This window comes from Savagea serpentis (assembly GCF_015351395.1).
In the GTDB taxonomy this organism is placed as follows: Bacteria; Bacillota; Bacilli; order Bacillales_A; family Planococcaceae; genus Savagea; species Savagea serpentis.
This window is the reverse complement of the sequence record NZ_JADKPV010000009.1, coordinates 1-13,438: the sequence shown is the minus strand read 5'-3', so window position 1 is coordinate 13,438 and position 13,438 is coordinate 1. Positions and strand designations below refer to the sequence as shown.

Here is a 13,438-nt window from a genome sequence, read left to right as displayed (position 1 = left end):
CATTTTATTGCTCGACAATTTCATGTAAACGGTCTGCCGACTTCACAACAACGTCCATTACTTCATCAATATCTCGAAGCGCATCATGCTGACTTTCTACTTGCTTTTGAATATTGCGATTCGTCTGCAAATTATTGGTCATCGCTTGAATAATGGATTCGAAATCACGGTATGTTTTTTGGGAAGTTTCGCTCGTTTCTTTCACTTCTTCAGTCACAGTGCCGAGTGATTGAATTAATTCTTGCGTGTATTGATTTGACGTTTGAACGAGCCCATGAATTGTGGAAATCGAACTTTTCGTTTGGTCGGCTAAATGACGTACTTCATCCGCTACTACAGCGAAGCCCCTTCCATGTTCTCCAGCTCTCGCTGCTTCAATCGCTGAGTTCAATGCGAGTAAATTCGTCTGTTCTGCAATTTCTTCTACGATTTTTACAACCCCTGTAATTTGGTTTGAAGAGTTTTCGACATTTTGTACAATTTTATTCATACCTTCAATATTTCTAGCAATCATTTCTACTTTTTCAAGTAAATTTTTTAAAGTTTGTTGACCAACTTCACCAATTTCTTTCGTCTCTTCTGCTTGCTCATGTCCTTTAGTAGAGATTGAATACACCGCTTCACTACTGTGCACTAATGTTTCGATTAAAGCATTCGCCTCTTGAGACGATCCTACGAGTTGATCACTTACCGAAATGACTCTTTTCTGAATTTCTGCCTGTCCTTCTACGAAGCTCTCTTGCATCCCTTTTCTCGTTTCCGTCTCGTAAGCTTCTAATACTAGCTGTTGTTCTAAACTTAAAATACGTGTAATAGATGAAATGAAATCCATCCATTCGTTTGGATCTTCTACATTTTCGCAGACGATATCTAACAAGGAACGCTGTAACCCCTGAAATGCCGCTAAATACCAAGCAGGTTTCAGTCCGATTTTATAATGGACATGCGCCACTGTTAAACGTTTTTGAACAAACTGCTCATCAATCACACCTGAAAACAACTCGAGTAAGTGGGGAAATAGAACACCTTTTAGTCTGTCAATCGAGCTATGTTTTTGAATCATAAGCTCTAATTCTGGCACTAACATGATTGTATCATAAAACTTTTGAACTATCTTATGCATATTCTTTTCTACTATCGGATAGAGTGTTTTTAATACTTTCAAATCATGAGCTGTAAATGAGATTAATTTCATCTTTTCCATCAAGTCGACATCAGATGTTTCAAACACTACTCTTTGTTTATCTACCTCTGACAACATACTTTTCTTCTTCATTCGGCTACCGAAACAACATTTTTTCCTCCCTCTCTCAATCGAATAATGTTATTTTCATGACTTTTTACCTCCACCATATAAACGATACAAATATACTATACTTTATTATATCGGATATTATCACAAAATTTAGTAATGATTACAAAAATTTAGATTTACTTTAAATTTAGATTCAAAGTATCATTAAAAACAAAAAGAGAAATCATTTTATTAGTAAAATGATTTCTCTTTTTGTTTATTTATTAAAAGTTCTCCACCCAATATCTTTTCGGTAGAAGAAATGATCCCAATTGTATTTCGCAATTTCATTATATACATTCTGGTGGGCTTCTTTTAAATCTTTTCCTCGACCGTTTAATAATAAAATACGGCCTCCATTACCAACGAGTACGCCATCTTTCTCCTGTGCTCCTGCATAGTATACCTCTACATTCGATTCAATCGCTGCCGTTAAATCAGGAAGTGGATTTCCTTTCTCCACATCACCAGGATAACCTTCTGCTGCGACGACAACACCTAAAACCGCTTCATCTGTCCAACGTAATTCATACGGTTCTTCGTTCATCAATGCTTGCATAAACTCACCGAAGTCTGATTCCATACGTGGCAATACAACTTGCGTTTCTGGATCGCCGAAGCGTGCGTTAAATTCAATCACTTTCGGACCGTCCTCTGTTAAAATGAGTCCCGCATATAAAATACCTGTAAATGGAGCACCTTCCGCTTCCATCGCTTTCACTGTTGGAACGACAACTTCGTCATACGCTCGTTGAACGACTGCATCAGAGATTTGAGGTACTGGGGAGTAAGAGCCCATTCCTCCTGTGTTCGGGCCCGTGTCGCCGTCATATGCACGCTTATGATCTTGGGCGATCACCATCGGGTAAATTTGGCCTTTATGGACGAATGACATGTATGAAAACTCTTCACCATCTAAAAATTGTTCGATGACAACTTTCGATGAAGAATCGCCGAACATTTGATTGCCGATCATATCTTCTACCGCTTCAATTGCCTGTTCTTCCGTTTCTGCGACGATGACGCCTTTACCTGCTGCAAGACCGTCTGCTTTGACGACAATCGGTGCGCCCATCTCGCGAATATACGCAACGGCTGGTGCTACTTCCGTAAATGTTTCATAGCTAGCAGTTGGAATATTGTATTTCGTCATAATTTCTTTCGCGAATGATTTACTTCCTTCAATTTGTGCTGCTTTTTTCGAAGGACCGAATGCGACGAGTCCGACGTTTTCGAAATAGTCGACAATTCCTTCCGCGAGAGGTTGTTCTGGTCCGACGAATGTTAAATCGATTTCTTGATCTTTCACAAATTGTGCTAATACTTCAAAATTCAAAGCATCGACTGGAACGAGTTCAGCATCTTGTTTCATTCCGTCATTTCCTGGTGCGACATATACTTTCGATACGGACGGTGACTGATTGAACTTGCGCGCTAATGCGTGTTCACGTCCTCCGCTTCCTACTACTAATACTTTCATAACGTTTCCTCCTAATAAAGAATCGGACAGTCGTCTGCCCGATTCTTTTATTTTAATGTTTGAAATGACGTACTCCTGTGAAGACCATCGTCATCCCATATTCATTTGCTTTTTCAATTGAATCAGCATCGCGCACAGAACCACCTGGTTGAATAACCGCTGTAATTCCCGCTTTCGCTGCTTCTTCTATTGTATCAGGCATTGGGAAAAATGCATCCGATGCGAGTGCCGCACCTTTCGCACGCTCACCTGCTTGCTCTAATGCGATTTTTGCCGCACCGACACGGTTCATCTGTCCAGCGCCGACACCGAGTGTCATATTTTCATCTGTCACAACAATCGCATTTGATTTCACGTGTTTCACGACTGCCCAACCGAGCTTTAATGCTTCCCACTCTTCTTCTGTCGGCTGACGGTCTGTCGCAACGCTAATTTCCGCTTCTTCAAAACCATACGTATCTGGTGACTGCATGAGTAATCCACCTTCAACCGATACCGTATTCCACTTGTCTTCTGTCGGAGAATCGAATGAGATCGTTAAAAGACGAATATTTTTCTTTTTCGTTAAAAGATCAAATGCTTCTTTCGTAAAGCTTGGAGCGATGACGATTTCTAAGAAAATTTCAGAAAGTTGTTCCGCTGTCGCAAGATCAACTTCGCGGTTTAATGCGATAATGCCACCGAAAATGGATGTTGGATCTGCTTCGTATGCTTTTTGAAAAGCGTCCGCAATCGTTTCGCCCGTTCCAACACCGCAAGGATTCATATGTTTCACAGCAACGGCTGCTGGCATGTCGAATTCTTTCACAATTTGAATCGCTGCGTTCGCATCTTGAATATTGTTGTATGATAATTCTTTACCGTGCAATTGGTCCGCATAGGCGATCGAGAAATTCGAGCCGAGTGGGCGTGAATAAAATGCCGCTTTCTGATGTGGGTTTTCACCGTATCGAAGAGGCTGTTTTAATTCATACGTTTGTGTCACTTGCTCTGGGAACTCTTCACCTGCGAGCTCTGTCATATAGTTCGAGATTAACGCATCATACGCTGCCGTGTGACGGAATACTTTTGCCGCAAGACGTCTGCGCAATTCAAGTGTCGTTTCGCCTTCAGTTTGCAATTGTGCGAGCACCTCATCGTAGTCTGCAGCGTCAACGATTACAGTGACGTACTGATGGTTTTTCGCTGAAGCGCGCAACATCGCTGGTCCACCGATGTCGATATTTTCAATCGCATCTTCCACTTGTACATCCGGCTTTGCAATCGTCTGTTTAAATGGGTATAAGTTAACACATACGATATCGATTCCTTGAATGCCGTGTTCTTCCATTTGTGCGATATGATTTGCATCGTCACGTTTCGCTAACAATCCACCGTGAATCATCGGATTTAATGTTTTTACGCGGCCTTCCATAATTTCAGGAAATTTTGTCACTTCATCTACTGCTGTCACTTTTACTCCGTTTTCTGCTAAATGTTTCATCGTACCGCCTGTCGATAAAATCTCATAACCGAAACGCTCTAAAGTTTGTGCGAATTCTAATACGCCACTTTTGTCTGATACGCTAATTAACGCTCTTTTTGTCAATGGTAACCCTCCACGTGTCATTTCATTATTTGTTGGATTGCTTCTTTGTATAGTTCATGTTCCACTTGATGAATCGCTGTTGCTGTTGCTTCTACGTCTCCATCTACCACATTTACCGCACGCTGCATAATAATCGGTCCCGTATCCATTCCGGCGTCAACGTAATGAACGGTTACACCCGTCACTTTTACTCCATGTGCCACCGCTTGTCCAATTGCATCTTTCCCTGGAAATGAAGGGAGTAAAGAAGGGTGAATGTTCACGATTTGATTCGGATACGCACTTAATAACGTGTCCCCGATTAAACGCATATACCCCGCTAAAATGAGAAAGTTTGGCTCAATCATTTCAAGTTCGGCTAAAATTGCTTGCTCATACGCTTCTTTTGATTCAAACGTTTTGGGCAACAAGACGATCGAACGAATGCCATACTTTTTCGCTCGTTCAATCGCATATGCTTCTTCTTTATCAACGATGAGAAGCTCAATTGTCGCTTCGAGTTCGCCTTTTTGACAAGCCTCTGCCAACGCTTCAAAATTGCTCCCGCTTCCTGAAGCGAAAACGACTAGCTTTTTCATTACGCTAAACTCCCGTCGTGTTCACCTTTAAATTGAAGGTCTTCTCCTTCAATCACTGTACCGATTTGATAAGCGCGCTCTCCATGCTTTTCTGCAATCGCGATAATCTCATCTGCTTGTTCAGCTGACACTGCTACAATGTAGCCAATCCCCATATTGAACACACTGTATAAATCTTTATCTTGCAACTTGCCTTTTTGTTTTAACATTTGGAATACCGGCAATACTTCCCAGCTTCCTAATTCAATTTCTGCTGTTAAGCCGTCTTTTAACATACGCGGTACGTTTTCGTAGAAACCGCCGCCTGTAATATGTCCCATTGCGTGAATATCTGTCGCTTTCAACATATCTAAAACAGGTTTTGCATAAATTTTTGTCGGTTGTAAAAGTGCATCCCCGACTGTTCCAAGTTGTTCAAATCCTTCAATCGTATCGTTCACCGTATATCCTGAATCTTCAAGAACTACTTTACGCACAAGTGAGTAACCGTTTGAGTGAATACCGCTTGATGCGATTCCGACTAATACGTCCCCTGCTTGCACTTTTTCACCTGTCACGATATTGCTCTTCTCACAAGCACCGACTGCAAATCCTGCTAAGTCATACTCTTCTTCTGCATAGAGACCTGGCATTTCTGCTGTTTCTCCACCGATGAGCGCTGCGCCTGATTGAACACAACCGTCCGCAATTCCTTTGACGATCGCTTCTACCTTTTCAGGTACTGCTTTGCCGAGTGCGATGTAGTCGAGGAAATAAAGTGGTTCTGCCCCTTGTGCGACGATATCGTTCACACACATTGCGACACAGTCGATTCCGATCGTATCGTGCTTATCTGCCATAAATGCTAGTTTCAATTTCGTGCCAACACCGTCTGTTCCTGAAATGAGCACAGGTTCTTTATAATTTAAAGCAGATAAATCGAACATTCCACCGAAACCACCAAATGTTCCTGCAACTCCTAAACGATTCGTACGTTCAACATGTGATTTCATACGCTTTACTGATTCGTACCCTGCTTCAATATTAACTCCTGCTTGTTCATATGCTTTTGACATGAATATCCTCCTAAACGTTTATCGTGCGAGATCCTTCTCATGGGGCAATACTGTATCTGAATAAATTTCTGTCGGATATTCTCCTGTGAAACATGCGACACATTGTCCGCAATTTTTCATTTCTTCTGAACGACCGACCGATTGTAATAAACCTTCTACTGATAAAAATGTGAGCGAGTCCGCTTCAATTAAATCGCGCACTTCATCCACTGTACGGCCTGTAGCAATCAGTTCTGAATCCGTACTAATGTCGACTCCGTAATAACAAGGGTTGACGAGTGGTGGTGATGCAATCACGACGTGAACTTCTGTCGCGCCGGCTTCTTTCAACATTTTGACGATGCGACGTGATGTCGTACCGCGAACGATTGAATCGTCTACCATGACGACACGTTTTCCACTGACGACGTGGTGAACGGGAGACAGTTTCATTTTGACCCCTTTTTCACGAAGCGCTTGAGACGGTTCAATGAATGTACGTCCGACGTAACGGTTTTTAATAAGTCCTAATTCGTACGGAATACCTGTCGCTTCTGAAAATCCAATCGCTGCCGAAATACTAGAGTCTGGCACACCTGTGACGACGTCCGCTTCTAAATTACCGACTTCTTTCGCTAATTGAATACCGCAACGTTTGCGCGCATTATGGATATTAATGTCATCGATATTTGAATCCGGACGTGAGAAATAAATGTATTCCATCGAGCAAATCGCACGATCATCCGCTTCTTGAAAACGATCAGAGTGCAAACCATCTTTTGTAATCGTAATGAGTTCTCCTGGTTCAACCGAACGTACATGCTTCGCTCCAATAATATCGAATGCACATGTTTCACTTGCGACAACCCATGAATCTCCGAGCTTTCCTAAAGAAAGAGGACGCAATCCATTCGGGTCTTGTGCCACCATTAAGCTGTCATCCGTTAAAATGACGAAGGCGAAAGCGCCTTTTAACGTTTTTAAAGCAGATTTAACACGGTCTCGTTGATTTAAAGAACCGCGGCTTCGCTTAATTAAATGAGCGAGCACTTCCGTATCAGAATTCGTTTGAAAAATACTTCCTTGTTGTTCTAACGACTCTTTCAAATCGCGAGCATTGACGAGGTTACCGTTCATCGCAATCGCAAGACTTCCTGTCGTAGAACGGAAGACGAGAGGCTGGACGTTTTCAATTCCACGTCCACACTCCGTCGTATAGCGCACTTGTCCAATCGCTGCATGTCCTGTTAATGTATCAAGTGTATTGCCTGAGAACACATCATTCACAAGCCCCTCGCCTTTAATGACTTTCAAGCCATTTCCACTCGTCGTAACAATCCCTGCACCTTCTTGACCACGGTGTTGCAATGCGTGCAATCCGTAATATGAAAACTGTGCTGCTTCCTCATGCCCCCATATGCCAAAGACGCCACACTCTTCATTTAATCCTCTGAGTTCAGCAAGCATTCAAGAGCTCCTTTCCAAGCATCGTGAAATTCTGACGCTGTTCCAGCAATCCATACGTCGCCGTCTTCACCTTTAATTGATACTTCTTGAGCTGTTACTGTTCCGACATGTACGGCATCTTCAACAATCGCTTCAAACGCTTGACGGTTTTCTTCACGGACTGTTAAGACGAAGCGTGATTGTGTTTCACTAAATAGTGCTGTCACTGCTTCTCCTCGTAAAGTTACATCTAATCCGAATACCGTTTCACCGAATACGGTCTCGAATAATGCGACCGCTAAGCCACCTTCTGAAACGTCTGTTGCTGAAGCGACGACACCTTCACGAATCGCTTGAAGCACTTGATTTTGACGTTTTTTCTCTACGTCTAAATCCAATTGTGGTGCACGACCGCGAATGTCACCTTCTAGCATTTGTTGCAATTCGCTACCGCCAAATTCAGGTAAAGCTTCCCCGATTACATAAATCGCGTCTCCTGCTTGTTGAGCGGTTGATGATGTCACTTCTGATAAATCATTGACTAGTCCAACCATACCGATTGTCGGTGTAGGTTTGACAGATTGTCCGTTCACTTCATTTGATAATGATACGTTTCCGCCGATGACAGGTGTATCTAATGCTAAACAAGCTGCCGAAATTCCATCTGCGGATTGTTCTAATTGCCAGAAGACTTCTGGCTTATCCGGGCTACCGAAGTTTAAGCAGTCTGTAATTGCAATCGGTTCTGCACCTGAACATACTAAGTTACGTGCCGCTTCTGAAACCGCAATTTTACCGCCTGTTTCTGGGTCTAAATAAATGTAGCGAGAGTTACAGTCCGATGTCATCGCAAGTCCTTTATTCGTTCCTTCTACACGGATAATTCCTGCAGATGAACCTGGTGCAACGACCGTATTACCACGCGCTTCTGAATCGAATTGATTGTAAACCCATGCTTTCGATGCGATTGTCGGACGTTGTAATAAATCGAGTGCCGTCTGTTTCACATCTTTTACTTCTGGTGCGACATTGTCCATCGCTTGATATTCAGCGAAATACGCTGGCTCTTTTGATTCTTTATGATAAACCGGATTATCTTCCGCTAAGTCGTCTGCTTTAATTTCTGCGACAACTTCCCCTTTATGGAGAAGACGCAACATTTTGTCATCTGTTACTTTACCAATCGCACATGCTTCAATGCCATATTTATCGAATAAGTCGATCACTTCTTGTTCATGACCTTCTTTAACGACGATTAACATACGCTCTTGTGATTCCGATAACATCATTTCATAAGCCGTCATCCCTTCTTCACGTTGAGGCACGAGGTCTAAGTTTAACTCAACACCGTACCCTGCTTTTGAAGCCATTTCAGCTGCAGATGATGTTAAACCGGCTGCTCCCATATCTTGAATTCCGATGAGTGAATCGTAATGAACGAGTTCTAAACATGCTTCCATGACGAGCTTTTCTAAATAAGGGTCTCCCCCTTGCATAATTGGAAGTTCTTCTTCCTCTTCAATCGTCACTTCTGCAGAAGACATCGTCGCACCGTGAATACCGTCACGACCTGTTTTCGCACCAGCGTAAATAACCGTATTACCGACACCTGATGCGACACCTTTTTGAATGTCTTCATGATTTAATAATCCGACCGCCATCGCGTTAACGAGTGGACGGTGTGAATAACTTTGGTCAAATTGCGCTTCCCCTGCAATCGTTGGAATTCCGATGACGTTTCCGTAATGCGCAATTCCTGCTACTGCTTCTTTAAATAAGAAACGGTCGCGCGCATCTGTTAAATCACCGAAGCGAAGTGAGTTAACGAGTGCTACGGGACGAGCTCCCATTGAGAAGACATCGCGTAAAATTCCCCCAGCTCCTGTCGCTGCGCCGATAAATGGCTCGATCGCAGAAGGTGAGTTATGTGATTCCATTTTGAATACTGCCGCTTGGTTATCCCCGATATCGACAATTCCCGCTCCTTCTCCTGGCCCTTGTAAAACACGTGGACCTTTCGTTGGGAATCGTTTCAATACAGGTGTCGAACTTTTATATGAACAGTGCTCTGACCACATAGCAGAGAAAATACCTGTTTCTGTATAGTTCGGTGTACGGCCGAGCATTTTTTCTGCGAGTGCGAACTCTTCATCCGTCATACCCATTTGCAAATATAATTTTTCTTCTTTTACTTGTTGCGCTGTAGGTTCAACCATTTATTGTTCACTCCAATTGTTTAAAATAGATTCGAAAAATGGAAGTCCGTCCGTTCCACCGATCACTGCTTCCGTTGCACGTTCTGGCAATGCGATAATGCCACATACATTGCCGCCTTCATTCGTCAATGCCGCAATCGATTGCGTGCTATTGAACATATTGTTTTCAAATGTCATCACAATTTGTTCCTTAGCGATTGGCGTGTCATTGTAATACGTCGCAAATTGTTGAGCGTACGGTAAAGTAATGACCTCTTCTCGATATTGACTTGTAAATTTCGTCTTTCGATTCACACGTAATGCTGCTTTCCCTGATTGGAAAGTGAGTGATGGATTTTGTAAAAAAGCACCTGGTAATAGGCCGATTTCAACTAACACTTGAAAACCGTTTCCGAGACCGACGACTGGTTTCCCAGCTTGTGCAAATGTTTGTAACGCCTTTGTAGCAGGTGAACTTTTCGCTAATGCGCCTGGACGTAAATAGTTTCCATACACAGCTCCGTTAGGAATAACAACTGCATCGTACGCTTCTAGCGATGTCGCGTCTGCATGCCAAATGATTGTCGGTTCTGCTTTAACAATCGTTTGAAATAATCGTTCTACTTCCGTTTCACAACTCGTTCCTGGAAAGTTTAAGATCGCAACTTTCATCATTACGCCTCCTCAATATCAAAACGATAGTCTTCGATTACACGGTTAATTAATAAATCTTTACACATTGCGTCTACACGTGCTTCTACATCTTCTGCTGAACCGTCTAGTTCTAATTCAATCAAACGACCAAAACGTGCGTTTTGTACTTCGTTATAGCCCATTTTGTGTAAAGCTTCTTTTGCTGCTGTTCCTTCTGGATCTACGACGCTCTCTCTTAATGTTACGTATACTTTTGCAATTTTCATGTTAGTTCCTCCTATTAGTTCGATGTCCAAATCATCGATTGTTCAATATCTTCTAATGTTTGTTCTATATGTTCAGTCATGATTGTCACATGGCCCATTTTGCGATTTTCTTTCGCTTCTTCTTTGCCATATAAATGAATCGACCAATCTGGATAAGATGCGATTTTTTGTTCGAGCGGTGCCACGTGCTGTCCTAAGACGTTCACCATAATGGACGAAGCCCACAATTTCGGTTTGCGTAGTGGCCATCCAGCAATTGCTCGGATATGTTGATGGAATTGCGAAATATTGCACGCTTCAATTGAATAATGTCCGGAGTTATGCGGACGTGGTGCTAGTTCGTTAATGATGATTGTGTCATCTGCAAGGACGAACATTTCAACTGCCAATGTTCCGACCAAATTTAAATGATCCGCAATTTTTTTTGCCGCGTGCGCTGCTTCATCTAATACTGTTGGAGAAACACGTGCTGGCACGATCGACTCATGCAAAATATGATTGACATGAATATTTTCTGCAACCGGTAATGAATATGATTCGCCCGCTGCATTGCGTTGAATAATGACCGAAATTTCTTTTTCAAACGATACGAATGCTTCTGCAATGCATGGAGAAAATTCGAATAACGCCTTCGCTTCTTGTAAATCATCTGCGCTACTCACACGAACTTGTCCTTTTCCGTCGTATCCTCCGAATGCTGTTTTCACGACAGCGGGATATCCGATCTTATCGATTTGTTGAATGAGTTCATCGAAAGTTTGCGCTTCGATATATGGAGCAACAGGTACACCTGCTTGTCGAATTTCACGCTTTTCAGCGATGCGATTTTGTGTAATGCGTACAAGTTCAGCACCTTGTGGAACATACGCTTTTTCACCTAAACGCTTCAAACCTTCATAATCGATATTTTCAAATTCATACGTAATGACGTCGCTCACTTCGGCTAATTCATTTAATGCTCGTTCGTCATCATACGGAGCAACGATTTGAATGTCCGCAATTTGTCCACATGGTGAATTACGTGTCGGATCGAGCACAGCGATTTTAAATCCTGCTTCTTTTGCTGCGAGTCCCATCATGCGACCTAACTGTCCTCCACCGATAATGCCGATTGTTGAACTAGGCTGAATTACTTTCATATTAGTTCACTACTACTTTCTAAAGCAATTTGCTTCATATTTTCTCTACGCGATGCAATCGCTTGTTTTACTTTGTCATCCGTTAAGCTAACGATTTGTGCTGCGTACAAACCTGCATTTGTCGCTCCTGCCGTTCCAATCGCCATCGTGGCAACAGGGACTCCACCTGGCATCTGAACGATTGATAATAAAGAATCCATCCCTTTTAAAGCGCGTGATTGAATCGGAACCCCAATAACGGGCACTAATGTTTTAGATGCGACCATACCTGGCAAATGCGCTGCTCCTCCAGCTCCAGCGATAATAACTTGTAACCCTTTCGCTTCGGCTTGTTCCGCGTATTCAAACATGAAGTCTGGTGTTCGATGCGCTGATACAACCTTTTTTTCGTAAGGTACTTGCAATTCATCCAACACATCACAAGCTAACTGCATCGTTTCCCAATCACTTTTACTGCCCATGATGACGCCTACTTTCGGTTTCACAATCGATCCGCTCCTTCTTTTTATCAATTAAAAAATCCTCGAATAAACTGCTTTTCCACTTTGTTTCGCGTGAAAAGCAGCTCATTCGAGGATATGACGATTTGCGTGAAGATGTTTTGATAAAATAACCATTCGCACCGACACAGCTTTCGCTCCTTACTCAAAAGTCACTTTCCCGCATAGTTAGGACATTCCGGTGCCCTGTAGAAACATCAAAGCCTATTCTTCGACTTATATGTGGGATTTCTTATTACTCTACCTATTTTAACAAGCATTTTTCGGTTAGTCAATGCAAATATACGAACGTTAAATTATTAGTCACATTATAACGTTCGGTTTTATTTCAAGCAGGATCCTTTATTTTCACATGAAATTGAATATTTTGATGCAACCACTTCTTTTCGCCATTCTCTTCAATAAACACCGGTTCTTCACGTCTCCCGATGACTTCATAGCCTGCTGCAACAAGTCGATCATACGCTTCAGCTACTGTTTCACCCTTTTCAACGCTCACCCATTCACTTTTTTTCATTCTTTTTTTCGCCATTTTTAAACAACCTACCTTTTCGTACTGTTTTCACCCAAAACCCACCATGAATCATTTTTGGTTCATAGGAAATGATAAATGCCTTTGGGTCTAATTGTTTGATTTCTTCATACAATGCGAGCTCATATTTTCGTGGTGTTAAAATTTGCATTGAAGTTCGATCTCCATTTAAACCATGTGACACCCAATCTGTGACACCATATCCTTTTTGGCGCAGTTGAGAAGTCATCTGTTTGTCGACATCTGCTGTAATGACATTCACCGTCACATAACCTAACGCTAATTTCTCTTCAATTTTCGTACCAATAATAACCCCACATCCATACCCGACAGCATAAGCAATTAAGTTTTGTATTTCATTTAAATTGTCTAATACTAAACCTAAACCGACAACATAAATAACGACCTCCACCATGCTGACGACGGCTGCAATGTAGCGATATCCTTTCAATGTCAAAATCATACGCACTGTAAAAAACGAGACATATACAATATTGATTGAAAAGATAATAAGCAACATGAGCAACACGCATCCCTACCTTTCTTCTTCTCTCATTTAACCATACTCTTTTTCATTTTTAGACGCAACTTGATTGTAAAAAAGAAGAGGTCAAAAAAGCATATTCGATGATAGAAAATATATTTCTCATCATCGAATATGCTTATGTTAGAGTGCAATTATAAAAATATTAGTCTTTATATAAAAAGACATGATGCAATATGCATCATGTC

12 protein-coding genes, 1 pseudogene and 1 riboswitch are annotated in these 13,438 nt (G+C 42.0%); all 13 genes and pseudogenes read right to left on the bottom strand.

Features of this window, described 5'->3' with window-relative positions:
- Nucleotides 1-4 precede the first annotated feature (4 nt).
- Nucleotides 5-1,195: pseudogene (locus IRY55_RS12370) on the bottom strand (protoglobin domain-containing protein); the annotation flags it as partial.
- 316 nt (nt 1,196-1,511) lie between these two features.
- Nucleotides 1,512-2,774 carry a phosphoribosylamine--glycine ligase gene (gene purD / locus IRY55_RS12365; RefSeq protein WP_194563642.1) on the bottom strand — a complete coding sequence of 421 codons (1,263 nt, stop codon included), beginning with the start codon at nt 2,772-2,774 and terminating at the stop codon, nt 1,512-1,514.
- 52 nt (nt 2,775-2,826) lie between these two features.
- Nucleotides 2,827-4,362: a bifunctional phosphoribosylaminoimidazolecarboxamide formyltransferase/IMP cyclohydrolase gene (purH, locus tag IRY55_RS12360; RefSeq protein ID WP_194563641.1), complete on the bottom strand. Its 1,536-nt coding sequence runs from the start codon at nt 4,360-4,362 to the stop codon at nt 2,827-2,829.
- Between the two features lie 17 nt (nt 4,363-4,379).
- Nucleotides 4,380-4,940, bottom strand: a complete 561-nt coding sequence (purN, locus tag IRY55_RS12355; RefSeq protein WP_194563640.1) for a phosphoribosylglycinamide formyltransferase — start codon at nt 4,938-4,940, stop codon at nt 4,380-4,382.
- The gene (purM, locus tag IRY55_RS12350; RefSeq protein ID WP_194563639.1) at nt 4,940-5,995 is read right to left on the bottom strand and encodes a phosphoribosylformylglycinamidine cyclo-ligase; all 1,056 of its coding nucleotides are present in this window, start codon (nt 5,993-5,995) and stop codon (nt 4,940-4,942) included. Before purM ends, purN begins: the two co-directional genes overlap by 1 nt.
- Before the next feature lie 18 nt (nt 5,996-6,013).
- Entirely contained in the window at nt 6,014-7,441 is a 1,428-nt protein-coding gene (purF, locus tag IRY55_RS12345; RefSeq protein WP_194563638.1) for an amidophosphoribosyltransferase, read from the bottom strand.
- On the bottom strand, nt 7,417-9,636 hold the full coding sequence (gene purL, locus IRY55_RS12340; protein ID WP_194563637.1) for a phosphoribosylformylglycinamidine synthase subunit PurL: 2,220 nt from the start codon (nt 9,634-9,636) through the stop codon (nt 7,417-7,419). Before purL ends, purF begins: the two co-directional genes overlap by 25 nt.
- Nucleotides 9,637-10,287, bottom strand: a complete 651-nt coding sequence (purQ, locus tag IRY55_RS12335) for a phosphoribosylformylglycinamidine synthase I (RefSeq protein ID WP_194563636.1) — start codon at nt 10,285-10,287, stop codon at nt 9,637-9,639.
- Nucleotides 10,288-10,289: 2 nt separating this feature from the next.
- A complete protein-coding gene (gene purS, locus IRY55_RS12330) occupies nt 10,290-10,535 on the bottom strand; it encodes a phosphoribosylformylglycinamidine synthase subunit PurS (RefSeq protein WP_194563635.1) in 246 nt (81 codons plus the stop codon).
- A gap of 14 nt (nt 10,536-10,549) precedes the next feature.
- A complete protein-coding gene (gene purK, locus IRY55_RS12325; protein ID WP_194563634.1) occupies nt 10,550-11,674 on the bottom strand; it encodes a 5-(carboxyamino)imidazole ribonucleotide synthase in 1,125 nt (374 codons plus the stop codon).
- Nucleotides 11,671-12,159, bottom strand: coding sequence for a 5-(carboxyamino)imidazole ribonucleotide mutase (gene purE, locus IRY55_RS12320; protein WP_194563633.1), 489 nt, complete (start codon nt 12,157-12,159; stop codon nt 11,671-11,673). Before purE ends, purK begins: the two co-directional genes overlap by 4 nt.
- A gap of 160 nt (nt 12,160-12,319) precedes the next feature.
- A riboswitch (purine riboswitch) is annotated at nt 12,320-12,418 on the bottom strand.
- A gap of 84 nt (nt 12,419-12,502) precedes the next feature.
- Entirely contained in the window at nt 12,503-12,706 is a 204-nt protein-coding gene (locus IRY55_RS12315) for an NETI motif-containing protein (protein WP_194563632.1), read from the bottom strand.
- Nucleotides 12,678-13,226: a DUF2179 domain-containing protein gene (locus IRY55_RS12310; protein WP_194563631.1), complete on the bottom strand. Its 549-nt coding sequence runs from the start codon at nt 13,224-13,226 to the stop codon at nt 12,678-12,680. Before IRY55_RS12310 ends, IRY55_RS12315 begins: the two co-directional genes overlap by 29 nt.
- Between the last annotated feature and the right edge of the window lie 212 nt (nt 13,227-13,438).